We start from the raw sequence: 26675 nt of genomic DNA, 5'->3' as shown, positions 1-26675 counted from the left end.
TTCCAAATATAATGAATCCTAACAAAATGTTTAATTAAAAATATAGCCTTCTTTCCCGCTCGAAAACCCGCTTTAAATCTGTCTTTTCAACAGAAAACTTGTCTCAATGACCTCATAATCATCCAGTTGATTGCTTCGGTATCTCTTCATTTTCAGGTTGATACTCCGGTCTTCTTCAGATCTGAAAAGTTTGATCAAATCTGACAATTCCCAAAAATCAGAAGGAATCTTGTTGATTTCCAGAAATACATCGTTTTGTTGGATACCGGCTTCTTCGGCAGGGGAGTTTTTCCTCAAATTCCCTACAATAAAAACTTTATCATCTGTGGGTAGCATTTTGGGGGTGATGCCGCTCATGTCAAACTCAAAGGGATTGGAAAAGGTGGAGCCTTTTTTGAAATAGAACCGGTTTTTCCGGTAATCCAATATGAGTTTTGTCCTGCTTAGCAATTCAGAACCTATGCTTCCTTGCCTCCCACTTTCTTTGATCACATAACTGAATTCTGTTTCCTCCGGGAAGGAGGTGATGATATCATTGAATTTCAAACCGCCAAATTTAAGCGATCTTACCCTGCCCACATAACCGAACAGCTCTCCTCCCAAGGATCTGCCCAAATCGCTTTCAATGTATTTGGGGGGCAGTTTGATCTTTTCCGAGGTTTCCATGTTGAGCAACAGTCCGTGGTTGGCCCCTAAATCAATGAGCAATTTTGCATCCAGGTCCTCTCCAACCAATTGCCTTACTTTTCCTGTAATATAAGGCTTACTGTTTTCAATTTTCATGTTTGTCTTTCTGAAACCCAAAGGCCGCCATCTCAAGCCATCGGTTTCGTAAAAAGTTATGACACTTTTATCATAGTCCACTTTTACCGGATTGTATTTAAAAAATTCAAAGCCGATGACACCAAAAACAGGCACACCAATCACCATTTCCAGTTCAAAAAAATCATCATCCAATACCAGGACCGTCTGCATCACCCCCTCCAGTACTCCCAAGTCCAGGTGATTATTGGGAGAAACATTAGCTGTTAGCACAGTGCTCCCATCAGCTCCTACCAGATCCAGCTTCCGGGTATAGGTCATGTTCAATTGATCTCCGATGGTTTTGCTGAAAAGAATATTCGTCTTAACCCCTGTATCAATCAAAAAATTTACAGCAGGGCCGTTATTGATAGATACAGGCAGAATGATGAGGTTATTGGAGGCGTAGAATGGAACTTCAGTTTTTTTCTTGGGTTCTTTCATGTAAAATCCCGGAACCTGCCCTTCTGCGGTCAGGAAAATACACAATGAGAAGATAAATCCAGCTGTCAATGACTTCAAGACCATGAATGAAAGCTTTTTTCGGGTTTATTTATGGAATATAGCAATAAAAACAATGTAACATATTGCTTATACTACCAGAAGAGGCTTCTTGTTGGCAGTTTTTTAAAAATATTGGTCTGAAGTAAATATTATCCACCAAATCAGCCAAGCCAGGTCATATTTTTTGAAAAAATCTAAAAATCCTGCATATTTAATTTTTGATACAGATAATCATGGCAGAAAAATCAGTTGTAGAAAAAGCGAAGAAGATTTTTGAAAATTTCCTGGCCAGACAGGGAAGCAGAAAAACACCTGAAAGATTTTCCGTAATAGATGAGCTCTATGCCTTGCCTCAGGACGAGCATATAGATGTGGAAGGCTTGTTTTTGTTGATGAGAAACAAAGGCTATTCCATCAGCAGGGCCACAATATACAATACCCTTGACCTTTTGGTAGAATGTGGGCTTGCCGTAAAACATCAGTTCAAAGATAAAGTGGCTTTGTATGAGCAGGCTTTGACATACAAACACCATGACCACCATGTCTGCAACCAATGCAGAAAAATCCGGGAATTTTCCGACGAGCGCATCAATTTGATCAAAGAAGCCATGGGCAGTGAATTCCAATCTTCCATTACGAGTCATTCCCTGGTCTTGTATGGCGACTGTAAAATCCCCGATTGCGAAAACATGAGGATTATTTGATCCTGAATATTTTTTTGTAGATCGGTTTTCTGTACAAAAACTGAAGGAACAAGGCAGGATATAAGAGCAAGGTCATCAAACCAAAGGGGCCTTGAAATTCTATTTCGTCCCTTATGATGCTTTGGTTGCCGGCCCGTATAATCCTGTGTTTGTGCTTCCATTTTTTCAGGAAAAAAGGCAATTCCACACCTTCGTCTATAAAATAGAATTCTTTTTCATCTGTTTGGTCATCTGTAATTGTTGAAATCCATTTTTGCTTAAAAAACAAAAAATCCAATTCCAAAATGACACTGTCACCTTTAGCCGAACCATCAAAACGGAGCAATCGTACCGGAGGAAATGGAGGACTGAGCTGAAGAAAAAGATTTTCATTGAAGCCTTCTTTTACGGTAAGGTAATCCTGCTCAACCGGTGTGGAAATGATTATTTTCATATTTTTTGAATAGACAAGGGTTGGTTAAAATGTCAGCACAAAAATCAAAAAAAGCAGCAGCCATATCAGGTCCATAAAATGCCAATAGGTGGTAAAAAGTGTGATCCTCATTTTTTCATAGGGATTGGTCAGTAAAAGGAGATGCTGTATATCGTCTTTTTCTGTACGGTTGTATTTGACCAGCATGATTATCCCAAATATCATCGCCCCGATAAGATGGAAAATATGGATGCCACTGAGAACATATAGAAAACTGCCACTGGGCAGGCCCCTGAAATCTATCCCCATAGTACCCAGTTCCCTCCAGCCCAAGAATTGAAGGGCCGTAAACAGGACACCCAATAAAAAAGTACTCAAAAGGCTGTTTTTAAGTTTATTCAGGGACTCTTCTTTGAAGTGAAGCAACATTTTGGAAACAGTGTATCCACTGATCAGAATGACCAAGGTGCTGATGATAAAAGATTTTGGCATTTTGAAGCCCAAGCCCTCCATATTTCCCGTACCCGAAGCCAAAAAGGCAACTGTCATAAACAAAAATATCAGTCCACTCCCCAACATGCCCAGGTACATGAGTGTTTGGTAAGGGTGCATTTTTTCAATCTTCTGAAACCAGGTAGTTTTGGTTTTTTTCATGGAGTGAAAATTCTTTAATCTGTAAACATTTTAAGATGGACTAGGTTCAGGATTTTTGGAAACAATTTGATGATTTCATTTAAAACAAGGAAACAAAATCATTTTCCTAAATTTACAGCCTGAAAAACACATCAATCAAACATTTTGGAAAAATCCGATTTCTTATCACTTTACACAAATGACCCTTTTGTCAAAAACCTAACCGAAAGCCTGCAGGCTGCTGGACATAGAAAATTCCAGATCAAGGGACTTTCGGGAAGTTTGGACATGGTCATGTTCAGCGCTGTGGTAAAAGCATTGGGAGGATATCACCTGATCATCGCTCATGATAAGGAAGAAGCGGCCTATCTGAACAATGACCTTCAGGAACTGCTGACCGGTCAGGAAATTTTGCTATTCCCCTCCTCTTACAAAAGACCCTACCAATACGATGAAGTGGAAAATGCCAATATCCTGATGAGGGCTGAAATCCTTAACAGGATCCTGGCAAGGGAAAAAAAGCTGGAGATTGTGGTGAGTTATGCCGAAGCGCTTTACGAAAAAGTAATCAACAAAAGGGCACTTAAGGACAATACCTTCAAGGCCAAGGTAGGAGAAAAAGTGGACCTGGAATTCATCGCCGAGCTCCTGTCTACCTATGATTTCGAAAAAACGGATTTTGTGTATGAGGCCGGTCAGTTTTCAATAAGGGGCGGGATTGTGGATATCTTTTCCTATGCCAATGACCTGCCGTTCCGGCTAGAACTTTTTGGCAAAGAAATTGAAAGCATCAGGACTTTTGATCCGGAAACCCAGCTCTCAGTGGACAGTATCGAGCAGATCAGCATCATCCCGAATGTTCAGACCAAATTGCTCCAGGAAGTCAGGCAATCATTTTTGGAGTTTTTGCCGGAAGGCACCTATATCTGGTTCAAAGATTACCATTACACACTCGATAGCTTGGATGAAAGCTTTCAGAAGGCAGAGAGACAATTTTACCAGATTGTCAAAAGCACAGAAAATGAAAAACTCCTGATCAGGCCGAAGGATTTGTTTGATAATTCCGAGACATTTTTGAATATCATTTCAACTTATCCACAGATAGAATTTGGCCATAAATTCTATTTCAAAGAGGCAAAATCATTTCAGTTTGATTCCCAGCCACAACCATCTTTCAACAAAAATTTTGAACTCTTGGTAGAAAATCTGGTCGAGAATGAAAAGAAAGGCAGGATGAATATCATCTGTTCGGAAAGTGACAAACAGATCAATAGGCTCGAGAATATTTTCCATGAGCTTGATCCTACATTAAAGGTCCAGTCCTTGTTGATCGGTCTCAGGGAAGGATTTGTGGATAAAAACCTGGAGCTAGCCTGTTACACAGACCACCAGATTTTTGAAAGGTTTCACCGTTATAAAACCAAACAAAAAGCCAGCAAGAGCAAGGCTTTGACTTTAAGGGAATTGAATACCCTCAATCCCGGGGATTTTGTAGTCCATGTGGATTATGGCGTGGGCCGCTTTGCCGGACTAGAAAAAGTGGATGTAGGAGGCAAAATGCAGGAAGCAGTACGTTTGGTGTTCCGTGATGATGACCTGCTTTATGTGAATATTCATTCCCTTCACAAGATTTCCAAATATTCCGGACAGGAAGGCACAGCCCCTGCTATGTCCAAATTGGGATCTCCCGAATGGGAAAACAAAAAGAAAAAAGTCAAAAGCAAAGTCAAGGACATAGCGAAGGAACTGATATCCCTTTATGCTAAGCGGAGAAATGCCCCGGGTTTTGCCTTCTCACCGGATTCTGTACTACAGGTGGAGCTCGAAAGCTCCTTTGTCTTTGAAGATACTCCGGATCAGGCCTCTGCCACGGCTGATGTCAAAAGCGATATGGAAAAGCCCTATCCTATGGACCGCTTGGTCTGTGGAGATGTGGGATTTGGAAAGACGGAAGTTGCTATCCGTGCGGCCTTCAAAGCCTTAAATGACAGAAAGCAAGTGGCCGTATTGGTTCCCACCACTATTTTGGCCATGCAGCATTATCAGACTTTCAAGGAAAGATTGAAAGATTTTCCGGTAAAAGTGGAATACATCAACCGCTTCCGTACGGCTAAAGAAATCAAAGAAATTACCAAACAGGTCTCCACAGGCGAAATAGATATTTTGGTCGGCACACATAGAATTGTCAACAAAGATATCAAATTCAAAGACCTAGGCCTTTTGATCATTGATGAAGAACAAAAGTTTGGGGTAAAAGTCAAAGATCAGCTCAAGGAACTCAAGGTCAATGTGGATGTACTTACCCTGACAGCTACACCGATTCCGCGCACCCTCCATTTTTCTTTGATGGGGGCCAGGGACCTTTCGGTGATTGCCTCCCCTCCGCCCAACAGACAGCCTGTCACCACAGAGATTCATACTTTCAATGAGGAAATCATCCGTGATGCTATTGCTTTTGAACTTCGCAGGGGCGGGCAGGTATTTTTTGTGCACAACCGCGTGGGTGAAATCGACTCCATTGCCAACCTCATTATGCGCCTGGTGCCTGATGCAAGGGTAGCGGGAGCTCATGGACAGATGGATGGCAAAAAACTTGAAAAAATCATGGTGAAGTTTATCGAAGGGGAATATGATGTCTTGGTATCTACCAATATCATTGAGTCCGGTCTCGATATCCCTAACGCCAATACCATTATCATCAACAGGGCACATATGTTTGGGCTGAGTGACCTGCATCAGATGAGGGGAAGGGTAGGACGAAGCAATAAGAAGGCCTTTTGTTACCTGCTGACAACACCTACTTCAGGTTTGACGCCTGAAGCCAGAAAAAGACTGCGGACATTGGAGGAATTTTCGGACTTGGGGGACGGATTCAAAGTGGCTATGCGGGATTTGGATATCAGGGGTGCCGGCAATTTGCTGGGAGCAGAGCAAAGTGGGTTCATCACGGACCTGGGATTCGATATGTACCATAAAATTTTGGATGAAGCGGTGCAGGAACTCAAGGAAAATGAGTTTGTCGCACTGTTTGAAGTGGATCTTAAAGAAAAAGTTGAGGTATTGGTACAGGATTGTGTGATCGAGACAGACTTTGAGTTATTAATTCCTGAAAAATATGTATCCAATATTTCTGAACGTTTGAATCTTTATTCCAAATTGGACAATATCAAAAAAGAAGAGGAGCTGCAGCAATTTGCCAATTCCATTCAGGATAGGTTTGGTCCGGTTCCCGATGTTGTCAATGATCTCTTTGAAACGGTGAGGCTTCGGTGGCTGGCCGAGCAACTAGGATTTGAGAAACTTTCCCTCAAAAGTGAAGTCATGAAATGTTACTTTGTACCTTCCTCCAAAGAAAGTTATTATAAGTCAGATACTTTTGGAAAGATTCTTCGTTATATACAAACCCAGCCCAAATCCTGCAAAATCAAGGAGATTAAAGGGAGGCTCATTCTGAACATTTCTGGGGTAAAAAGTATACAAACAGCTAAAAAATGGCTTCAGGACATAAAAGATTCATAAAATTTTGAAAAAAATTAATGGCGCGATAATTGCTTTTCCTGAAGACATATTTGTATTATTCTGCTTCCATTGACCAAAAAGGATTTTTTGGTCAAAAGGTCGGGAAAAAATTTTATTGGAAAAAAGATATGAATGCGTATATATTAGCGTTCTAAACTTGCACAAAAAAACAGTATTGTTCAATGGTTTTTGGAAAAGGAAAATTAGGATTGATCGCAGCTATTTTGCTGATTGTTGGCGGAGCCATCCTTTCATCCTGTAACAAACAGACCGGTTACGGTAGGAGAACGGCGGCTAAGCCGGGTAAAGTAAGTCCTACAACCGGGGCAGCTTTTAGTTTTAACGACAAGGATACCACTAGCTTCAGGGTAACTCGAGTAGCCAAGCAGATTGTAGGCCCGAACTTGAAGTATATCCAGGGTGGTAGAGCCGTTTTGGGTTCCCAAGAGCAGGACGTTATGGCTTTCAGAGACAATGTCGAAAGAACGGTGACTATCGCTTCTTTTTACATGGATGAAACTGAAATCTCCAATAACGACTACAGGGAGTTTATTTTTAACATGAGGAAAAAAGTGAGCGCCGACTCCATTTTGAAGTTGGAACCTTCCGAAAAAGTATGGGCAGGATCACTTTCCTACAATGACGTGTATGATACCTACTATTACAGATTCCCGGGATTTAACTTTTATCCGGTTGTAGGTGTCACTTGGTCCCAAGCCACAGCCTATGCCAAATGGAGGACCGAGTATGTGAGTCAGCTCATGCGTGAAAAAAACAAAATTGATTCTACACTGAACAAGAATCAGTTGATTGAAAGAGGTGTTTCTCTCCCTGAATACCGTCTGCCTTCAGAAGCTGAATGGGAATATGCTGCCAAAGCCATGATCGGTACGCAGTATATGGACGAGAATCAGGAGCAGGGCAGGATCTATCCTTGGGATGGTAGAGGTGTACGAAATCCCTACAACATCAAGCGTAAAGGAAGACAAGGGGATTTCTTGGCCAACTTCAAAAGAGGTAGAGGTGATTATGCCGGTATCTCTGGTTCCATTTCCAATGACGGGGATATCATCCCGACCAACGTATATGATTATCCACCAAATGACTTCGGATTGTACAACATGTCCGGCAATGTCAACGAATGGGTAAATGACGTCTATAGGCCTCTCTCTTATCAGGATTTTGATGACCTGAACCCATTGAGAAAAGACGGTATATTCGATGAAGCGGATACCTATTCCACTACTTTGATCACAGACGAGTTCCGTGTGTACAAAGGCGGATCCTGGAGAGATGTGGCTTATTGGTTGGCTCCAGGTACAAGAAGGTTCCTGCATCAGGATTCAGCGACCAACCACATTGGTTTCAGATGTGCAATGATTGCCATCGGGCAACAAGGCAAGTAATTAACCAATGATAACAATATAAGAATAGGGATCTGAAAGGGTCCCTTTTTTATTGCTTTTTACTTCCTTGGCGGTTAAAAAATTGATTCAATATAAAGCCCACAATGATGTTTTTCTCTACTTTTTTGGTATTACTTCCTTAATAAAGCGACCACTAAGCAGTTTTTAAGACCAAATAGCCAAAAGTCAGGTCGAATTTTGAAAATATCCCTTAAATTCCCACAAAACTAAACTTCTATTACCCTTATGATAAAAAAGTTTTATTCTATAGCCATATTGGCTTGGGTGCTTTCTCTGCCTTTCCTTGCTAAGGTTCAGGCACAGGAAGCTCTGAGCTATCAGACCCCTCCCAAAGCCATCGCTGACCTTGTCAATGCTGCCCCTACTCCATTGGTAAGTTTCAGCCGCTCTGGTGATTTTATGTTGGTACTGGAGAGATCAGGGAATCCCTCTATAGAGGAATTGGCCCAGCCTGAGCTTAGAATCGGTGGCATCCGTATCAATCCGGCCACCAATGGTCCCAGCCGGACAGGTTCATTCGAGAATGTGATCCTTAAAAACACGCGAAACGGTCAGGAGCAGCAGGTCAAAGGGTTACCTGCCAATGCAAGGTTGGGAAGCTTTTCCCTTTCCAGAGATGAAAAATATGTAGCCCTGACCAATACCAGCAATACAGGCATCAGTCTTTGGGTAGTGGACTTATCCACACTGGAAGCCAGAAAACTTACGGATGAAATTGTCAATGCAGTATATGGTACGGGAATCACATGGACTCCCGATAACCAAATCCTTTTCACCGCCATCAACCCAAACAGAGGAGGCTTGCCTAAAGCTCCCCTAGCGCCAAAAGGCCCTACCGTGCAGGAAACTTCCGGAAACGCTGCCCCTTCCAGAACCTATCAGGATCTCCTGACTAATCCTTACGATGAGGCGCTTTTGGAGTATTTTATGGATTCCCAATTGATGCTTGTCAATTTGCAGGGCAACAAAAAACCTATTGGTAAGCCGGGCATGATCAAATCCATGGATCTTTCTCCTAATGGTCAATATATCACCGTTGAACTGATCCAGAAGCCTTTTTCCTACCTTGTTCCTGCTTCCCGCTTCCCCTATGATGTGGAAATCTGGGATATCAACGGCAAGCACGTCAAAACACTTGCCCAGATTCCTTTGGATGAAGTCCGTCCAACAGGTTTCGATGCCACAGTTACAGGTCCACGTTCTATCAGCTGGAGAGCCGACAAACCCGCCACGCTCTTCTGGGTAGAGGCACAGGATGGCGGTGACCCTAGGGTGAAAATGGATGAAAGGGAAATCATTTACACCTTGGATGCTCCATTTTCTGCCCAGCCAAGCAAATTGGCCGGTATTGGTTACCGTTTCAGAGGCATTTATTGGTCTGATGACAATTTTGCACTGTTAAACGAAGGATGGTTTGCGAGCAGGCAGCAAAAAGTAACCCGTATCAATCCTTCAAAACCAAGTGAAAAAGGGACTGTTATCATTGAGCGTTCTTCAGATGACATTTACAATGATCCCGGATCCCCGGTTTTCACGACGAATTCCTTTGGTAGATCAGTGCTTTTAAGAAAAGGAGATGATGTTTTCATGACATCCGAAGGGGGAAGCCCGGAAGGCAGTATGCCTTATCTCTCAGCTTTCAACACCAAAACAAAAACAGAAAAAATCCTGTGGAGATCACAGGCCCCGTACTATGAGCGGGTGGCCAAAGTCCTGAATGCAGATGCTACGGAATTTGTCACCATCAAAGAAAGCACAGATATACAGCCTAATTATTGGTTGGTCAATACCAGAAAACGGATTGCTCCTATACAAATCACACAATTTGCGCATCCTTATGAGTCCATCAAGGGTATCAAAAAGGAATTGGTCAAGTACAAAAGGAACGATGGTCTTGACCTTTCGGCTATTGTGTATACGCCTGAAGGTTATGATCCTGCTAAAGATGGCAGGCTTCCTGTATTGATGTGGGCTTATCCAAGGGAATACAAGTCTGCTGCCGTTGCTGCCCAGGTAAGGGGATCGAAATATACCTTTACCCGATTGAACTGGGGTTCTCCGATCTACTGGGTGACGCAAGGTTATGCCATCATGGATCAAACCGAAATGCCTATCGTGGGGGAAGGGGATGAAGAACCCAATGATACTTTTGTGGTGCAGTTGGTGGCCAATGCTGAGGCAGCCATTGACTATATAGTAGATGCCGGTATCGGTGACAGAAACAGGATTGCTGTCGGTGGACACTCTTATGGCGCTTTTATGACGGCCAATTTGCTTTCACATTCAAATTTGTTTGCCGCGGGTATCGCAAGAAGTGGTGCTTACAACAGGACTTTGACCCCATTTGGCTTTCAGTATGAGCAGCGCACTTACTGGGAAGCACCCGAGGTGTACAATACGATGTCTCCATTTATGAATGCCCATAAGGTGAAAACTCCGATCCTTTTGATCCATGGAGAGGCGGACAACAACTCCGGTACATTCCCCATTCAGTCTGAACGCTATTACAATGCCTTGAAAGGACACGGGGCTACCACCCGACTGGTTTTCTTACCGCATGAAAGCCATGGCTATGCTGCCAAAGAATCCATCCTGCATACCCTCTGGGAACAACATGTGTGGTTGGAAAAGTATGTGAAGAATAGAAATTGAGAAGCGAAAGACGAGAGGTTAGAAAATAGAATTTCGGAAGGAGGATTTCGGAAATTCCCTAAATCGTATGAATTAGGCCTTTGGGAGTACTAAAGTACTCTCAAAGGTTTTTTTGTTGTACGCAAAGATTGCTACCTGAGCGTTAAGCTTTGTGCAACAGAACTTTGTGCCTTTGTGGCAAAGTTATAGAATCACAAAAGGAACAAAAGAAACCAAAAGTTATCCACAACAAAACCCTTAGGCCAAAGTAATCTGTGTCAATCCGCTTTCATCTGCGGTTGGTTTTTTATACAACAAGGAGTGAAGGAATTAAAAAAATTTATACAAGGTAAATTTACAAGCTTTTGTACATGATATAGGCATCCACCAATCCCAACTTTTGATGTCTGAAGGCTTGGGGAATAGTGCCGATGATGGAGAACCCAAAACTTTTCCACAGCTTTACTGCGGGCTCATTGGTACTGACGACAATATTGAACTGCATGCCGAGGTATCCTTTTTTTCTGGCAAAATCAATGGAGTCTTTGCACAAAAGGGTGCCGATTCCCTTTCCTTTTTCATTGGGATGCACCATATAACCTGCATTGGCAATATGGCTTCCAAGTCCGGGTTGATTGGGCTTTACGTAATAGCTTCCAACTATCTTTCCTGAGTTATCCACAGCCACAAAAGTATCCATATTGTCCGCAAACCATAGCCTTTTCAGTTCAGATTTGGGGGTATCCGGTACAAATGAAAAGGCATCTCCACCGGCAATTACATCCAAAAAAATCTCCCAAACCCCATCATAATCCCGTTCAATATCTGCTTCTCTAATTACCATTCTATTTCAACCAATATCCAATATCCATCAATATCTATATCTATTTCCAGCTATTTCATTTCAATCTTCAACACATAATTATCCGCGGTCATGAAAAAATTTTTCTCATCAGTGGAAAAGGCACAGTTGGAGGTAGCTTCCCCGGTTCTCAGTCTTGCTAAGACTTTTCCACTTGGATCAAATACCCAAACTCCCCCCGGGCCGGTAGCAAATATTATCCCTGAACTGTGGATTTTCATTCCATCCGGCAGGCCTTTGAAACCTTCTTTTCCCACCAATTCGGTGGCATCATAAAATAATTCCCTATTGTGGATAAGTCCATCTTGTCCTACTTCATACCTGAACCAAACTGCCTGTTCGGGATCTGAATTGGCAACATAAAGGTATTTTTCATCCGGACTAAATGCCAAGCCATTGGGCCGGGAGATGGTATCGAGCAGTACCAATTCTCCTGTGGCTTTCAGGCAATAAATTCCCTGGAAGGCCAGTTCCTTTGCAGGGTCATTCATATTGAATTCCAGTCCATAAGGTGGATCGGTAAAGTACATATTTCCTGCCTTATCAAAGACCACATCATTGGGGCTGTTGAAGCGCTTTCCCTGATAGTTATCCACAAGGGTGATGAAGGTAGGTTGAGGCTGATCTGAGGGACTGTCCATGCGTGCCATACGCCTGTCCCCATGTTGGCAGAGTACCAATCGGCCCTGTGGGTCCAAAGTCAGACCATTGGCGCCCACTTCCCCACCACGAGGAGCCTCTCCGGTATAACCTGATGGTTTCAGGTAAAGACTGAGTTTGCCCTTGGAGTCGACCCGGAAAACGGAATTGTTGGGGATGTCTGTAAAAATCAGACTTTGCTGTCCTTCCAGCCAAAGCGGCCCTTCTGTCCAGGAAAAGCCCTGTGCCATGATATGGAAAGGAGCTTTTGGATCGAAGAGTTGCGTTGCCTGTTCGTCGAGGATTTCTATAAAGGCGTCTTGTTTCATAGAGGGGGGTGTTGAGGTGCAGGATATAAACCATAACGAAATACACAAAGGAAGGAAAACCAATCTTTTCATTGTTTCAGGCAATTTTGGTGATGTTTTCACCTAAATTAAATATTATTGTGTGAATGGTAAAGTTTCTGGAATTGGTTTACCCTGAATTTCAAGACATTTTAATAGTTGTGCTTAATAAATAATTTGAGAAGATTTTTAAAAAATTGCAACTAAATATTATGATATTTTGACAACGTTATCGTCTAAGTAGGGCGGGAGGTAATGAATTTCGTCCTGTCCGGCGTTGGCCTTATGAGGAGTAGGATTCGAAATTCTTGATTTTTCTGGCTACTTTTTTTATCAAGAAAAGAATTGACAAAGATAAATTGTTAAATATCTAGTCGGTAAGATTGACTTGTAATTCATGTTTTTATTCCAATTACTTGTAAAGTCGAAAGAATTATGCTTGAAGCTTTCTTTTCCGAATATTGATGAATAATTCGAATTTATGGATATTTTGAATCACTGATGAAAGACTCCAATCCACACATTTGCTTTTTAGATATTGAGGTAGATCCTCAAAATGAAAAGCTCTTGGACTTTGGCGCTGTGAAATCTGATGGAAGCACTTTCCACAGCAATAACATAAAAAAATTTGAGGCGTTTTTGGATAGACCGCAATTTGTATGCGGTCATAATATTTTGGGGCATGATCTTCCCTATCTTCAAAAAAAGGGAATTCAATTTTCTAATGTTATTGATACCTTATTTTTATCGCCTCTGCTTTTCCCTAAAAAACCGTACCATAACCTCGTTAAGGATGATAAGCTTCAAACTGAAAGCCTCAGCAACCCTCTTAATGATGCAATAAAAGCCAGAGATCTTTTAAATGATCAAGTAAGTGCCTTTTTAGATTTGGAAAAGGATTTACAGCAAATTTTTTATAGACTGCTAGCTCAATCAGATGCCTTTAAGGGATTCTTTGAATATCTTGATTTTGAAGCAACTACTGATAACATCTCTGAGCTTATCCACAAATTTTTTAGAGGGAAAATATGCGCTCATGCAGATATTTATGAGTTTGTTAAAAGAAAACCGATCCCTCTTGCCTATGCCCTTTCCTTGATTTATGTTGGAGATAGATTCAGCATTACCCCTCCGTGGGTCTTGCAACGCTTCCCGGAAACAGATAGGTTGATGACTATGTTAAGGGGAAGGCCCTGCCTTACCGGCTGTACATATTGCTCCAAAACATTTGATATCCATGCTGGATTAAAGCGGATTTTTGGCTTCGAACAATTCAGAACTTACGGAAATGAGCCTTTGCAAGAAAAAGCTGTAGAAGCAGCCATAAAAGGTGAATCAATTTTGTGCATATTCCCTACAGGTGGAGGTAAATCCATTACTTTCCAACTACCTGCGCTTATGGCGGGAGAAAGGGAGAAGGCCCTTACTTTAGTTATTTCCCCTTTACAATCCTTGATGAAAGATCAGGTGGATAACCTTGAAAAAATGGGCATTACCGAATCAGTTACCATTAACGGCCTTTTGGATCCTATAGAAAGGTCAAATTCATTCGAAAGGGTTGAAGACGGTACTGCATCTATCCTTTACATTTCACCGGAATCCCTTCGTTCAAAAAGTATTGAAAAGCTACTATTAGGAAGAAAAATCAATAGGGTGGTTATTGATGAAGCTCATTGCTTTTCTGCATGGGGACAGGATTTTAGGATTGATTACCTATATATTGCTGATTTTATTCAAAAGCTTCAGGAAATAAAAAATCTCTCTGAACCAATACCTGTCTCTTGCTTCACGGCTACTGCTAAGCAAAAAGTCATAGAAGATATCCAGAATTTTTTTCGTGAAAAGCTTTCGCTTAATCTTGAAATGTTCCGCTCAAGTGTAGCAAGGACCAATCTGCGCTTTGAAGTGGTCGAAAGGAACAAGGAAGAGGAAAAATATCTTGCACTCCGTGACTTACTTGAAGCCAAAGCCTGCCCCAGCATCATTTATGTTTCACGAACAAGGAAAGCATTTGACTTAGCGCAAAGGCTGAATAAAGACGGTATCCCTGCACGTGCCTACCATGGCAAGATGGACAAAACTGAAAAAAACCAAAACCAGGATGCTTTTATTGCAGGAGAGATAAATACCATGGTGGCCACCTCTGCTTTTGGTATGGGGGTAGATAAAAAAGATGTGGGTTTGGTTGTGCATTATGAAATCTCAGATTCCCTGGAAAACTATGTACAGGAAGCCGGACGTGCAGGAAGGGATGAAAATATCGAAGCGGAGTGTTTTGTCCTCTTTGATGAAGAAGATCTCAGCAAGCATTTTATCCTTTTGAATCAAACCAAAATTACCCTCAAAGAAATCCAACAGGTCTGGAAAGCGATCAAAAATCTCACCCGTTACAGAAGTCAGGTAAGCAATTCCGCCCTGGAAATTGCCCGTCAGGCAGGTTGGGACGATTCCATTCGGGAAATTGAAACCCGGGTAACTACGGCCATAGCCGCCCTGGAAGATGCCGGTTACCTCAAGCGTGGACAAAACATGCCCAAAATCTTTGCCAGCAGCATTCAGGTAAACAATGCCCAGGATGCCATCCAAAAAATAGAATCCTCCCCAAGATTTTCCCAACACCAAAAGATTCAGGCAGTCCGGATTATCAAAAAGCTTTTTTCCTCCAAAAGCCGACAGAAAAACCTGGAGGATGAGGCAGAGGCAAGGATTGACTATATCGCTGACCACCTGGCTATGGTCAAAGAAGAGGTCATTGAAATCATTCACCTGCTGAGAGAAGAAAAAATCCTGGCCGATTCCAAAGACCTGCAGGCATATATCCGAAGATCGGATGCCATCCAAAAGCCCATGGATGTTGTGGAAAACATTGGTTTGCTTGAAAATTACCTTTTGGGCCAAATCAATGCTGAAGCTAGGGTTTTCCAGATCAAAAGCCTTAATGAAGGTGCCGCGCTGGAAGGCTTAAAGGGCATAACGCCTGCCAAAATACGAACTGTGATCAATTACTGGTCCATCAAAAACTGGGTCAGCAAGCAATTTTCTACCTCCTCTAAAAACCATGTGGAACTGAAAGCCAACTTATCCACAGAAGTGTTGAAAGAAAAATTCCGCAAAAGGCATGACTTGGCCCGCTTTATTTTGGATTATCTGTACCGAAAGGCAGCTTTGCCAGCACCTGACCTGCCCTTGTTTTCGGGGGAAATGCCTGTGGATTTTTCGGTACTCGAACTGAAAGAATCATACGAAGCTGAAGCAGGTCTTTTTGAAAGAAGTTGTACCCCCGCTGATGTGGAGGATGCTCTTTTCTACCTTTCCAGGATGGATGCCCTCAAAATCGAAGGGGGATTTTTGGTACTCTACAACCGCCTGACCATAGAGCGTACCGAAAGAGACAATAAGGCCCGTTACAAGCAGGAAGATTACCAGAAGCTGGAACGGTTTTATGAAAACAAGGTGCAGCAGATCCACATTGTTGGGGAATATGCCAAAAAGATGATTTCAGACTATCAGGATGCCTTACAATTCGTAGAGGATTACTTTCAGATGAATTACACGGCTTTTCTCAACAAATATTTCAAGGGCAACCGCCAAAAGGAAATCAGCCGTAACATTACCCCTGCCAAATTCAGGAGACTTTTTGGAGAGTTATCTCCAGCCCAACTGAAGATCATCAATGATCAAAATTCCAGGAATATTGTTGTGGCCGCTGGGCCGGGAAGTGGAAAAACCAGGATACTTGTCCACAAATTGGCTGCGCTCCTTTTGATGGAAGATGTGAAACAAGAGCAGTTGCTGATGTTGACCTTCTCCAGGGCTGCGGCCACGGAATTCAAAAAACGCTTGATGGACCTGATAGGAAATGCTGCCCTATTTGTGGATATCAAAACCTTTCATGGTTATTGTTTTGAAATTATTGGAAAGGTGGGTAGTCTGGACAAAACCGATGAGGTCATTGAACAGGCCACCCAAATGATCAGAGAAAATAAAACCGAGCCTAAGGAGGTTACACGGACCGTTTTGGTGATTGATGAGGCACAGGATATCAGCAGTCAAGAGTTTGCCTTAATAGAGGCATTGATGGAGCAAAATGAGGACGTGCGGGTCATTGCCGTGGGAGACGATGACCAGAACATCTATGAATTCCGGGGTTCCAGTGCAGTATACCTTGAAAAATTCATTACAGAAAAGGGGGCCCAGAAATATGAGTTGGTGGAAAATTACAGGAGCAAATCCAATCTGGTCGATTTCTCCAATCAATGGGCGGCAACCATAAGCCAAAGATTGAAAACAAACCCCATTATAGCCCATGATTCAGGATTAGGTTCTTTGCGTTTTTACCAACACAGGGGACCCTATCTTTTGCCTGCCCTGATGGATGATTTTTTTTCCTCAAAACCTAAGGGTACTATAGGAATTTTATGCAGGACCAATGAGGAAGCTTTAAGTATTTTAAGTCGGCTTTTGCAAAAAAATATTTCCGCCAAGCTGATTCAAAGCCATGAGCAATTCCATTTGCTGCAACTCTTTGAAATCCGATTTTTCTTCAATTCCCTTTCTCTCGGACCAGGTCAATATACCGTCCCTGAAGAAAAATGGAAAAGATCGAGGCAGCAGTTGGAAACTGCTTTCGGCCATAGCAACAAATGGGATCTTGTCAAACGCATGTTGGACGATTTTGAACAGATCTTTCCCAAAATCAGGTACCGGACGGATTTGGAAGAATTTATCCGGGAATCCAGAATAGAGGATTTTGCTGATCAGGAGTATGGTACTGCCTTGGTTTCTACCATCCATAAAGCCAAGGGCAAAGAGTTTGACCAGGTGTATATGATGCTTACCCAGTCAGACTGTAAGGAAGACCAAGAGCGCCGCCTATTGTATGTAGGAATGACCCGGGCCAAGTCCTTACTTTCTATTCATTATCGCGGTAATTATTTGGATGGCATCACCGCAGAAGCCATGGAAAGAATTGAAGTTCAGGCCCTTGAGGAAGATCATGGACCTTTGCTTCTACAGTTGGGCTTGAAGGATATCAATTTGGGTTTTTGTGCCTTCAGACAAAAGCTTATTCACCGCCTAAGGACCGGGGACCTGTTAAGTTTGGAAGGAAATGACTGCTTAAATGATCAGGGTCAGACCGTTCTTCGATTTTCTATGGCATTCCAGCAAAGTTTGGCTCAGTTTATGGAAAAAGGCTATACCGTACAGCAGGTATCCGTCAACTGGCTGGTCTATTGGCACAATCCGGAGACCGAAAAAGATGTTTTGGTACTGCTTCCGGAGTTGGTCCTGCATAAAGAAAATCCGAAAGAGATTTAATAAATAGTCTGGTAAATTAACGATAAGGCCTAAGGCCATCCTGCTTTTTGATTTTGAACCTTGAATATCACTATTCAGTATACCTTATTAAACCAAATCATACCCCATGATCCATTCAGATTTTATCCATCACAATCCCAAGCTCCATATTTTTCTTCCGCTATACTACACGCTTTGGACAGATAGTATCCTGACACCCACTGAAATCAAAGAAATGGAAGCCTTGATAGATAGACAGGAATGGTTGAGTGTAGAAGAAAAGGCTTGGCTTCTGGAGAAACTGAACCCTACACGACCACCCAGCCCCAAAGATCTTAAAACCATTCGAAAAGAAATCAGATCTTTGGAAATCAAAGAGCTGGAAAGTCTCACCAGCATAGGAATAGCCCTTGTCCGAAAGTATAATCCAGAGCTTACCTTCAGCCAAAAGACAATCATTGATTTTTATAACACCGAGCGTAACCTAGGGCTTTTGGGAAAAGAAGCCGGTTATGCTTTCAAATCGGGACATCAAACCCTGACCACAGACCATCAAGCACAACAAAATTTTGATGTCCATGAAATGACTAAAGTGCTTGATGGTAATCAAGCAGCGCTCATACGAAAAGTCAAGACAATCATTTCAGACCCTACTTTTGCTTTTAGGGAGTATGAAAGCCTCAAAGAACAGCGGGAACAGACCCTGATATGGTGTCAGGAGCTTGCCAGGCAAGGTTTCGGTGCCTGGGCTTATCCGGGCTTTGCAGATGGTAAAGACGATATGGAAGGATATTTTACCATTATGGAAACCCTTTCCTATCACGATTTGAGCATGGTTATCAAATTTGGGGTTCAATTTGGCTTGTGGGGTATGAGTATTTATTTTCTCGGTACCGAAAAACACCACCGAAAGTACCTCAAAGACGTGGGCAGCCTAAAACTCCCCGGCTGTTTTGCCATGACTGAGACCGGACATGGCTCCAATGTCCGGGGTTTGGAGACTACAGCCACCTACAATCACAGCAAAAAAACCTTCACCATTCACACCCCTCATCCGGATGCCAGAAAAGAGTACATTGGCAATGCCGCCATGCATGGGCAAATGGCCACCGTTTTTGCCAAGCTAATTATCGATGGGGAGGATTTTGGTGTCAATGCCTTTATTGTTCCACTTAGAGATGCCCAAGGAGATATGGTACCAGGCGTAAGGATTGAAGACTGTGGCAGAAAAATGGGCCTTAATGGCGTAGACAATGGGGTGATATATTTTGATCAGGTGGAAATTCCTAAAGAAAATATGTTGGACAGGTTCTCTTCCATCAATGATTCAGGGGAATTTGAAAGTCCGATCAGTTCTGATAACAGAAGGTTTTTTACCATGTTGGGAACTTTGGTGGGCGGTAGAATCGGTATTCCGAGGTCGGCCCTATCGGCTGCCAAGACGGGATTGACCATTGCCATCCGCTACGCGGAGAAACGCAGGCAATTTGGACCGGAAGGAGGGGAAGAGGTGCCGATTATGAATTACAGGATGCACCAAAGACGATTGATCCCACCTTTGGCTACCACTTATGCCCTACAATTTGCTTTGCGCTACCTTACCCAAAGGTTTTTGAACCGGAACGAGGATGATGCCCAAGAGATTGAGGCCCTCGCCGCCGGGATGAAGGCCTATACCACTTGGTTTACAACCGCTGCTTTACAGGAATGTAGAGAAGCCTGTGGAGGCAAAGGGTACCTCTCGGAAAACAGGATCGATGCCCTGAAAAACGATACGGATGTGTACACCACCTTTGAAGGAGACAATGTAGTCCTGATGCAATTGGTGGCAAAAAACAGGTTGACGGAATTTAGGCAGGAGTTCAGCGATATGAACATGTTTACTGTTTTCAATTACGTGGTCAATCAGGCCAAAACAAGTATTACCGAAAAAAACCCGCTTATCGTCCGGAATACGGATCAAGCCCACATTTTGGACATGGATTTCCACCTGAATGCCTTCAGGTATAGGGAAAGAGCGATCCTTGCGAGTGCAGCCCAAAGGATCAAAAGACATATCGACAGCGGCATGGATTCCTTTGATGCTTTCAATATCGTGCAGCACCATTTGATCCAGGTGGGGCAAGCATTCATTGAAAGGATTATTTTGGAGGAGTTCCAAAAGGCTGTTGAGGAAATGAAGGACAAAAGGATCGAAGATGCATTGACCCAACTTTGCCAGTTGTATGCGCTGCATACCATTGAAAAAAACAGTACTTGGTACCTGGAACAAGGCTATATGGAAGGGGTCAAGACCAAAGCTATCAGAAAAGAAGTCAACCAACTCTGTTGGGAAATCAGGAAAAATGCCCTTGCGCTGACTGATGCATTTGATATCCCTGAAACTTGCATTGCAGCGCCGATAGCAAGGAGAATTTGATGCGATAAAATTTCTTGGCGGAATGGATTTTTATCCTGAAGAATAGGGACTTAAAGGGGAATTTGATTTACTCCCCACAAGCCCCTTCTGTAAATTTCAGGATACCCTGGGCATTGGCTTCACAGGCATTGCCGTAGGTTTTTCGATCACAGCCACAGACAGGTTGGTAGATGGCTGCGCACATGGTATCCCGTTTTATTTTACTGGCATCAAAACAATCTTTGTCCAGTACAATCTCAGGTTCGGGCTGCACCGACTCACACATAAAGGCGGTGGATACCAAAAAAGGAAGCATAAAAAGGGCATTGCGTAGCTTTTTCATGGCTTTGGTTTTTCACAATAGACGAAGAATAGGGAGAAATTGCTACAAATTGTATGTCAAAATTTTTTGCCAAAAATTAATCGGTTAAATTAAGTAGGAAGGTTGGGGATGGTTTGACAATTATTATTTTCAATAAAAGGAAACAAATTACCCTCTTTGGAGATGTATTTTGATGATTTTTTCAATGTTCAAAAGCAAGCTATCGAGGTTGTTTCAGTTAAAAAACCCAGCTTCAAAATCTTTTTAATCCAGACGGATTCAATGTTGGAATCAATATCGGAGAAAAAGCCGGACAAACTGTACCCCATGTCCATATCCATTTAATTCCCAGGTATGCAGGGGATGTAGATGATCCTGAAGGGGGAATAAGGGCTGTGATTCCGGAAAAGAGAAAATATAAGTGACAATCCATTACGTTTCGGTCTGAAAACAAGCCTGTAAAATATCCAAAGCCTTTTCATCATTTTGATCCCGGAAAGTGGGGACAATCATATACTTGTTGGCAATATAAAAATTGGCAGAGGAAGCAGGCAGGCGCATGTCTTCATAGACCACCGGTGAAGGTACAAGCAGTTCTATGATGTTCATCTGTTTGCTGTTATCATCAAAGTTCCCTTCCCATTTACCAAAAAGGCTGGCCCATGATCACTGCACCAGGCATCATTGCTGGGGAAGTGATGGGAAAATACCTTGGAAATGTCTACTTCTGCTTTCAGCAAATGTCCTTTGGCAAATTCCTCTACATGCACCAGTTCTTTTTTATGGTCGGCCTGATAAGTCACCTAACCAAAGACATTGGTCACAAAAGAACCTCCCCAAAACTTCATATTCCCTTCAATACCAACCCTGTTTGCAGAGACCACAGAAACCCCATTGGCTACCGCATGGGATTTCTTAACGGTCTGTCAGGCATGGTGCTGTTCTTTGTTGGTGCTTTCGTCCTGATCTTTATGCCGGCCGACTGTGCACCTTTTTGGACCGCTTCACGGATACCGGATTCCGCTTTTTTCAGGTTGGAAGGAAAGTTTGAAGAACAGGCAGGCTGTACCAAAATAACTTTAATTTTTCGTTTATATTACTCCAGTTTTTTTAGCTGTAAATCATTAAATTGTAGAGAAAAATTTCCGAACAGGATTCATGGCTTCATTAGAAAATTTTTGGTCACAGGACCCAAAGGAAGTGTTAAAATTGCTCGATAGCAGTTTAGAGGGCTTAAGTTCTTCCCAAGCCCAGAAACGCTATTTATCCACCTTGTCCAAAAAGAAAAGGCAAAGCAGTTTCCAAAAGGACTTACGTTTATTGATCAGGCAGTTCCAAAGCCCACTGGTAATGCTCTTGTTGGGCGCAGTGATCCTTTCTGCTTTTATAGGAGAAAGGTCGGATGTCATCATCATCCTGGTGATCTTGATCTTAGCAGGACTGATGAGTTTTTTTCAGGAACGCAATGCGGGAAGGGTTGTTGAAAAGCTACAGTCCTTGATGGCATTGAAAAGTACTGTGCTCAGAGAGGGAGCGAATGTGGATATTCCCAATGAACAGGTAGTACCGGGTGATATACTTATTTTAAATGCGGGAGATATGGTTCCCGCTGATTGTTTGTTGCTCGAATCCAATGAGCTGCATGTCAATGAAGCCAGTCTTACCGGGGAATCTTTTCCCTTAAGAAAAGAAGCGGGGAAGCTTCCCGCTAATACCGTTCTTGCCGCACGTAATAACAGCCTTTGGGAAGGTACCCATGTGGTAAGCGGTACAGCGAAAGCAGTAGTGGTTTGGGCCGGCACAGATACTCAGTTTGGGAAAATAGTTCAGGGTGCAGGCCGGGTGGTAGAAACTTCTTTTGAAAAAGGCATCAGGGAGTTCGGTTATTTTTTGATGAAGATCACCTTGGTATTATCGGTATTTATTTTGATAGTCAACTTGCTGGTAGAAAAATCCATCTTGGACTCTGCCTTGTTTGCCCTTGCCCTTGCTGTGGGTATGGCCCCCGAGCTCCTTCCTGCCATTACCACTATTGCCATGAGTTCGGGAGCCAAACGCCTGATGGAAAAACAGGTAATTGTCAAAAAACTTTCTGCTATACAAAGTCTCGGCGAGGTCAATCTCCTTTGTACCGATAAGACAGGCACCATCACTGAGGGACTGATTCGGGTAGACCGTATAGTCAACGGATCGGACCAAAGTGATGACTTTGTGCGGAATTTGGCTTACTGGAATGCTTTTTTTCAGACAGGATATTCCAATCCCATCGATGAAGCCCTTGTCAGTCTTCAGCCTCCTTCATCTCCAAAGCCTGAAAAATTCGGAGAGATTCCCTACGATTTTATCCGAAAGCGACTGAGCATTGCCATTGCCTTGGAAGGAGAGAAAATGCTCATTACCAAAGGGGCATATACACAGATCAGTGAAATATGCACTGGGATCAAAACAGAAGATGGAAAGGTAGAAGACATTAAATTATGGAAAAGGAGGCTTGATCAAACATTCGAAAGCTTTGGAAAAAATGGATTAAGAGCTATTGCCGTTTGTTTCAAACACCTGAATGATGGACAGATTAAGAGGGAAGATGAAAAGGACATGATTTTTGCTGGATTTGTCCTGCTTCAGGATCCTATCAAAGAAGGAATCATAGAAGCCATTCAGGAATTGAAAGACTTGAAAGTGGCTTTGAAAATTATTTCAGGGGACAATAAAAATGTGGCTAAATCCATCGGAAGGCAGATTGGGATTGCTTCTCCAAAAGTGCTTACCGGCAAGGAATTGGCACATACCAGCCCTGAAGCCCTTTTACAAAAGGTCAAGGAAGTCGATATTTTTGCGGAAATAGAACCACAGCAAAAAGAAAGAATCATCAGGGCCCTGAAAAGCCAACATACAGTGGCTTATATGGGTGATGGCATCAATGACGTGTCGGCCATCAATGCCGCAGATACCGGTATTTCTGTGGACAATGCGGTTGATGTGACCAAAGAGGCAGCCGATATTGTGCTGATAGAAAAGGACCTTTCCGTATTGGCATATGGTATTAGGGAGGGCAGAAAGACATTTGCCAATACCTTGAAGTATATTTACATTTCCACAGGATGTACTTTTGGCAATATGTTCTCCGTCGCATTTGTCTCCATGGTGCTGCCTTTTTTGCCCATGCTACCCAAACAGATCCTGCTTACCAATGTGATTTCGGATGTGCCTTATCTTTCCATTACTTCCGACAATGTGGATGACAGTCAGATCCAGAATCCCGGCAAATGGGATATTTCCGTGATACGGAAATACATGCTTATCTTTGGAATCCATAGTTCATTTTTTGACGGTCTTACATTTCTGGTACTCTGGTTTGTCCTTAAGGCGGATGAGGCTACTTTTCAGACAGGTTGGTTTATAGAATCCATCATGAGTGAACTCCTTATCCTATTTATTATCCGAACCCATAAAAAGTTCTATCAGAGCAGGCCGGGGAAATACCTGTTGATTTTTGCCCTTTTGTCTTTTGCCTTTACCCTTGCCCTGCCCTATTTGCCGATGGCTTCTTCTCTGGGTTTGGTTCCCTTGGATAGTCTGACCTTGGGATTGATGCTTTCTATTGTGGCACTGTATATTTTAACAGGAGACTTCCTTAAGGTTTGGTTTTTCAAAAAGCTCGTAAAACATTAAAAAATTAAGTCTTTTGGGAAGAAGACTTCAAACTTTCCAACAGTTTATTCATCAACTGTTGCAGTTTGGTTTTGTCTTTTTCCTGACTTCGACAGTCGTCAGTCCCATTTTTACATAAAGTATTGAAATATAGATCATTATAATTTTCAGATTCTCAATTTGGGTGTCCCGGGGTGGTTTTTTGTACTTTTAGGCATGTTTGTTCGGAGAAAACCCAATAAAAGTGGCAAGATCAGTGTTCAGGTAATTGAGAAGATCAAAGGTAAAAGCAAGGTTGTAAAAACGATCGGAAGCAGTTCTGATCGATCTGAGGTTGAAAGACTTTTTATTCTTGGGGAGGAATGGATAAAAAACCATAAAGGAGCACTTGAAATCCCCTTCAGTGATGAAGAACGGATTGCCGATTCTGTTCTGGAAAGTGTTGAAAACATCACTGTTTCAGGTACCGAGCTGCTTTTGGACAGGATTTTCAATGATATTGGGTTCAGCGCAATCCAAGATGATATCTTCAGGTGGCTGGTATATTCCAGGATCTGTTTTCCTGCCAGCAAGCTTAAAACCTGTGATTACCTGCTCACCTACCACGGCCTCGAATTCCAGGTTCAGGACCTTTACAGGTACATGGACAAGCTTTACAACAACTATAAGGAAACGGTCCAGCTGATCAGCTTTGAACATACCAAGAGAATACTCGGAGGGAGTATCAATATCGTTTTCTATGATGTTACTACGCTTTATTTTGAAGTGGATCATGAAGATGATCTTAGAAAGAGTGGTTTTTCCAAGGAGGGAAAGCATCAAAATCCACAGATTGTTTTGGGTCTGCTGGTTGGACTAGAGGGATATCCTCTGGCTTATGAGATTTTTGAGGGAAACAAGTTTGAAGGGCATACGATGATCCCTGTGATAGAAGCTTTTAGAAAGAAGTATAGCTTACCTGCTCCGATTGTTGTTGCCGATTCAGGTTTACTGTCAAAAAGCAATGTAAAAGAGTTACGGGACAACGGTTACGAGTTTATTCTGGGAGCAAGGCTGAAAGCTTCCCCTGATAAAAGTAAAGAGAGGATATTGGCTTTTGAACTTGAAAACGGCGAGAGCAGGCTGCTGGATTGGGAGGACGGGCTCAGAATGGTTGTCAGTTATTCAGACAGAAGAGCCAAAAAAGACAGGATCAACAGGGAGAAAGGTCTTAAAAAGCTCGAGAAACAGTTAAAATCAGGAAAGCTCAACAAAAGCCACATCAACAACAGGGGCTATAACAAGTATCTTAAAATGGAAGGGGAGGTAAAGATTGCCCTTGATATTGAAAAGTTTGAACAGGATGGGAAATGGGACGGTCTCAAAGGGTATATTACCAACACAAACCTTGACAAAGACGAGGTCATTGAGAATTACAACAACCTTTGGAAAATAGAAAAGGCCTTCAGGATAACCAAAAATGAAATCAAAGTCAGGCCTGTTTTCCATTATAAACAACGCAGGATCGAAGCACATATAAGCATCGCATTCGTCGCTTACAAAGTGTTTAAGGAACTGGAAAGGCAGTAATTGGAAAAAGGACCAAAACTTTCTCCTCAGAAAGCCATAGAAATAGCAAAAGGGATTTACACTGTTGAAATACAGCTCAAATCTTCAGGTAAAAAGCTGAGAAAGACCCTATTTTTGAACGAAAGTCAACAAAAACTCGCAAAAATGTTCGGTTTTTGATTTTGGGTGTCCCAGTGTCGAAGTCAGGAGGGCAGAAAGACATTTGCCAATACCTTGAAGTATATTTACATTTCCACAGGATGTACTTTTGGCAATATGTTCTCCGTCGCATTTGTCTCCATGGTGCTGCCTTTTTTGCCCATGCTACCCAAACAGATCCTGCTTACCAATGTGATTTCGGATGTGCCTTATCTTTCCATTACTTCCGACAATGTGGATGACAGTCAGATCCAGAATCCCGGCAAATGGGATATTTCCGTGATACGGAAATACATGCTTATCTTTGGAATCCATAGTTCATTTTTTGACGGTCTTACATTTCTGGTACTCTGGTTTGTCCTTAAGGCGGATGAGGCTACTTTTCAGACAGGTTGGTTTATAGAATCCATCATGAGTGAACTCCTTATCCTATTTATTATCCGAACCCATAAAAAGTTCTATCAGAGCAGGCCGGGGAAATACCTGTTGATTTTTGCCCTTTTGTCTTTTGCCTTTACCCTTGCCCTGCCCTATTTGCCGATGGCTTCTTCTCTGGGTTTGGTTCCCTTGGATAGTCTGACCTTGGGATTGATGCTTTCTATTGTGGCACTGTATATTTTAACAGGAGACTTCCTTAAGGTTTGGTTTTTCAAAAAGCTCGTAAAACATTAAAAAATTAAGTCTTTTGGGAAGAAGACTTCAAACTTTCCAACAGTTTATTCATCAACTGTTGCAGTTTGGTTTTGTCTTTTTCTGTCCAATCTGCAAAGATTGTTTGCAGGTTGGATGAAAGGGAAAATGCTTTGGACTGTAGGGATTT

Annotated in this window: 16 protein-coding genes and 2 pseudogenes; 10 read left to right on the top strand and 8 right to left on the bottom strand. The window is 42.4% G+C overall.

Going from position 1 to position 26675, the window contains the following annotated elements; all coding sequences use genetic code 11:
- Nucleotides 1–72: 72 nt before the first annotated feature.
- Nucleotides 73–1329 carry an aspartyl protease family protein gene (locus BC751_RS04095; RefSeq protein ID WP_130274455.1) on the bottom strand — a complete coding sequence of 419 codons (1257 nt, stop codon included), beginning with the start codon at nucleotides 1327–1329 and terminating at the stop codon, nucleotides 73–75.
- A 209-nt stretch (nucleotides 1330–1538) separates the two neighbouring features.
- Here BC751_RS04095 and BC751_RS04090 point away from each other — a divergent pair, with 209 nt between their 5' ends.
- On the top strand, nucleotides 1539–2009 hold the full coding sequence (locus tag BC751_RS04090) for a Fur family transcriptional regulator (protein ID WP_130274454.1): 471 nt from the start codon (nucleotides 1539–1541) through the stop codon (nucleotides 2007–2009).
- Here the strand turns inward: BC751_RS04090 and BC751_RS04085 are convergent.
- Together BC751_RS04085 and BC751_RS04080 are read right to left on the bottom strand one after the other, a co-directional pair.
- Complete coding sequence (locus BC751_RS04085; protein ID WP_130274453.1) at nucleotides 2002–2442, bottom strand: SRPBCC family protein; 441 nt, start codon at nucleotides 2440–2442, stop codon at nucleotides 2002–2004. The two genes, BC751_RS04090 and BC751_RS04085, sit on opposite strands and share 8 nt — an antisense overlap.
- A gap of 24 nt (nucleotides 2443–2466) precedes the next feature.
- The gene (locus tag BC751_RS04080) at nucleotides 2467–3075 is read right to left on the bottom strand and encodes a cytochrome c oxidase subunit 3 (RefSeq protein ID WP_130274452.1); all 609 of its coding nucleotides are present in this window, start codon (nucleotides 3073–3075) and stop codon (nucleotides 2467–2469) included.
- A 144-nt stretch (nucleotides 3076–3219) separates the two neighbouring features.
- Between BC751_RS04080 and mfd the strand changes: the two genes are divergently transcribed.
- The 3 genes from mfd to BC751_RS04065 all read left to right on the top strand — a co-directional run bounded on the left by mfd (nucleotide 3220) and on the right by BC751_RS04065 (nucleotide 10652).
- On the top strand, nucleotides 3220–6573 hold the full coding sequence (mfd, locus tag BC751_RS04075; protein ID WP_130274451.1) for a transcription-repair coupling factor: 3354 nt from the start codon (nucleotides 3220–3222) through the stop codon (nucleotides 6571–6573).
- Nucleotides 6574–6755: 182 nt separating this feature from the next.
- Nucleotides 6756–7979, top strand: coding sequence for a gliding motility lipoprotein GldJ (gene gldJ, locus BC751_RS04070; protein WP_130274450.1), 1224 nt, complete (start codon nucleotides 6756–6758; stop codon nucleotides 7977–7979).
- A 246-nt stretch (nucleotides 7980–8225) separates the two neighbouring features.
- Nucleotides 8226–10652, top strand: coding sequence for a S9 family peptidase (locus BC751_RS04065; RefSeq protein WP_130274449.1), 2427 nt, complete (start codon nucleotides 8226–8228; stop codon nucleotides 10650–10652).
- A 334-nt stretch (nucleotides 10653–10986) separates the two neighbouring features.
- Here the strand turns inward: BC751_RS04065 and BC751_RS04060 are convergent, their stop codons facing one another.
- Both BC751_RS04060 and BC751_RS04055 read right to left on the bottom strand, forming a co-directional pair.
- On the bottom strand, nucleotides 10987–11475 hold the full coding sequence (locus BC751_RS04060) for a GNAT family N-acetyltransferase (RefSeq protein WP_130274448.1): 489 nt from the start codon (nucleotides 11473–11475) through the stop codon (nucleotides 10987–10989).
- Nucleotides 11476–11525: 50 nt separating this feature from the next.
- Nucleotides 11526–12461 (bottom strand): SMP-30/gluconolactonase/LRE family protein, encoded by a 936-nt coding sequence (locus tag BC751_RS04055; RefSeq protein ID WP_130274447.1) that lies wholly within the window; start codon nucleotides 12459–12461, stop codon nucleotides 11526–11528.
- Nucleotides 12462–12980: 519 nt separating this feature from the next.
- Between BC751_RS04055 and BC751_RS04050 the strand changes: the two genes are divergently transcribed.
- Entirely contained in the window at nucleotides 12981–17798 is a 4818-nt protein-coding gene (locus BC751_RS04050) for a RecQ family ATP-dependent DNA helicase (protein WP_130274446.1), read from the top strand.
- 106 nt (nucleotides 17799–17904) lie between these two features.
- The gene (locus BC751_RS04045; protein ID WP_130274445.1) at nucleotides 17905–20196 is read left to right on the top strand and encodes an acyl-CoA dehydrogenase family protein; all 2292 of its coding nucleotides are present in this window, start codon (nucleotides 17905–17907) and stop codon (nucleotides 20194–20196) included.
- A gap of 67 nt (nucleotides 20197–20263) precedes the next feature.
- On the opposite strand, the gene BC751_RS04040 is transcribed toward BC751_RS04045, so the two are convergent.
- On the bottom strand, nucleotides 20264–20518 hold the full coding sequence (locus tag BC751_RS04040) for a Kazal-type serine protease inhibitor family protein (protein ID WP_130274444.1): 255 nt from the start codon (nucleotides 20516–20518) through the stop codon (nucleotides 20264–20266).
- A gap of 236 nt (nucleotides 20519–20754) precedes the next feature.
- On the opposite strand from BC751_RS04040, the pseudogene BC751_RS04035 reads away from it, so the two are divergent.
- Nucleotides 20755–20922: pseudogene (locus tag BC751_RS04035) on the top strand (HIT family protein); the annotation flags it as partial.
- Between the two features lie 7 nt (nucleotides 20923–20929).
- Here the strand turns inward: BC751_RS04035 and BC751_RS22255 are convergent.
- Together BC751_RS22255 and BC751_RS22250 are read right to left on the bottom strand one after the other, a co-directional pair.
- The gene (locus BC751_RS22255; RefSeq protein ID WP_165389790.1) at nucleotides 20930–21106 is read right to left on the bottom strand and encodes an agmatine deiminase family protein; all 177 of its coding nucleotides are present in this window, start codon (nucleotides 21104–21106) and stop codon (nucleotides 20930–20932) included.
- On the bottom strand, nucleotides 21103–21300 hold the full coding sequence (locus BC751_RS22250; RefSeq protein ID WP_165389789.1) for an agmatine deiminase family protein: 198 nt from the start codon (nucleotides 21298–21300) through the stop codon (nucleotides 21103–21105). Before BC751_RS22250 ends, BC751_RS22255 begins: the two co-directional genes overlap by 4 nt.
- Before the next feature lie 355 nt (nucleotides 21301–21655).
- Here BC751_RS22250 and mgtA point away from each other — a divergent pair, with 355 nt between their 5' ends.
- The 3 genes and pseudogenes from mgtA (at nucleotide 21656) to BC751_RS04010 (ending at nucleotide 26527) form a co-directional block, all read left to right on the top strand.
- Nucleotides 21656–24169 carry a magnesium-translocating P-type ATPase gene (mgtA, locus tag BC751_RS04020; RefSeq protein WP_130274443.1) on the top strand — a complete coding sequence of 838 codons (2514 nt, stop codon included), beginning with the start codon at nucleotides 21656–21658 and terminating at the stop codon, nucleotides 24167–24169.
- Between the two features lie 195 nt (nucleotides 24170–24364).
- A pseudogene (locus tag BC751_RS04015) lies at nucleotides 24365–25876 on the top strand (IS1634 family transposase).
- A 54-nt stretch (nucleotides 25877–25930) separates the two neighbouring features.
- A complete protein-coding gene (locus BC751_RS04010; protein ID WP_242617357.1) occupies nucleotides 25931–26527 on the top strand; it encodes a cation transporting ATPase C-terminal domain-containing protein in 597 nt (198 codons plus the stop codon).
- Nucleotides 26528–26675 lie beyond the last annotated feature (148 nt).

The organism is Cecembia calidifontis, assembly GCF_004216715.1.
In the GTDB taxonomy this organism is placed as follows: domain Bacteria; phylum Bacteroidota; class Bacteroidia; order Cytophagales; family Cyclobacteriaceae; genus Cecembia_A; species Cecembia_A calidifontis.
This window is presented reverse-complemented; position numbering and strand designations above follow the sequence as displayed.

Excerpts from the sequence above, each read along its gene's own strand:
- BC751_RS04095 (WP_130274455.1), bottom strand. The coding sequence starts at position 1,329 with ATGGTCTTGAAGTCATTGACAGCTGGATTTATCTTCTCATTGTGTATT.
- BC751_RS04090 (WP_130274454.1), top strand. The coding sequence starts at position 1,539 with ATGGCAGAAAAATCAGTTGTAGAAAAAGCGAAGAAGATTTTTGAAAAT.
- BC751_RS04085 (WP_130274453.1), bottom strand. The coding sequence starts at position 2,442 with ATGAAAATAATCATTTCCACACCGGTTGAGCAGGATTACCTTACCGTA.
- BC751_RS04080 (WP_130274452.1), bottom strand. The coding sequence starts at position 3,075 with ATGAAAAAAACCAAAACTACCTGGTTTCAGAAGATTGAAAAAATGCAC.
- gldJ (WP_130274450.1), top strand. The coding sequence starts at position 6,756 with ATGGTTTTTGGAAAAGGAAAATTAGGATTGATCGCAGCTATTTTGCTG.
- BC751_RS04065 (WP_130274449.1), top strand. The coding sequence starts at position 8,226 with ATGATAAAAAAGTTTTATTCTATAGCCATATTGGCTTGGGTGCTTTCT.
- BC751_RS04060 (WP_130274448.1), bottom strand. The coding sequence starts at position 11,475 with ATGGTAATTAGAGAAGCAGATATTGAACGGGATTATGATGGGGTTTGG.
- BC751_RS04055 (WP_130274447.1), bottom strand. The coding sequence starts at position 12,461 with ATGAAACAAGACGCCTTTATAGAAATCCTCGACGAACAGGCAACGCAA.
- BC751_RS04050 (WP_130274446.1), top strand. The coding sequence starts at position 12,981 with ATGAAAGACTCCAATCCACACATTTGCTTTTTAGATATTGAGGTAGAT.
- BC751_RS04045 (WP_130274445.1), top strand. The coding sequence starts at position 17,905 with ATGATCCATTCAGATTTTATCCATCACAATCCCAAGCTCCATATTTTT.
- BC751_RS04040 (WP_130274444.1), bottom strand. The coding sequence starts at position 20,518 with ATGAAAAAGCTACGCAATGCCCTTTTTATGCTTCCTTTTTTGGTATCC.
- BC751_RS22255 (WP_165389790.1), bottom strand. The coding sequence starts at position 21,106 with ATGAACATCATAGAACTGCTTGTACCTTCACCGGTGGTCTATGAAGAC.
- mgtA (WP_130274443.1), top strand. The coding sequence starts at position 21,656 with ATGGCTTCATTAGAAAATTTTTGGTCACAGGACCCAAAGGAAGTGTTA.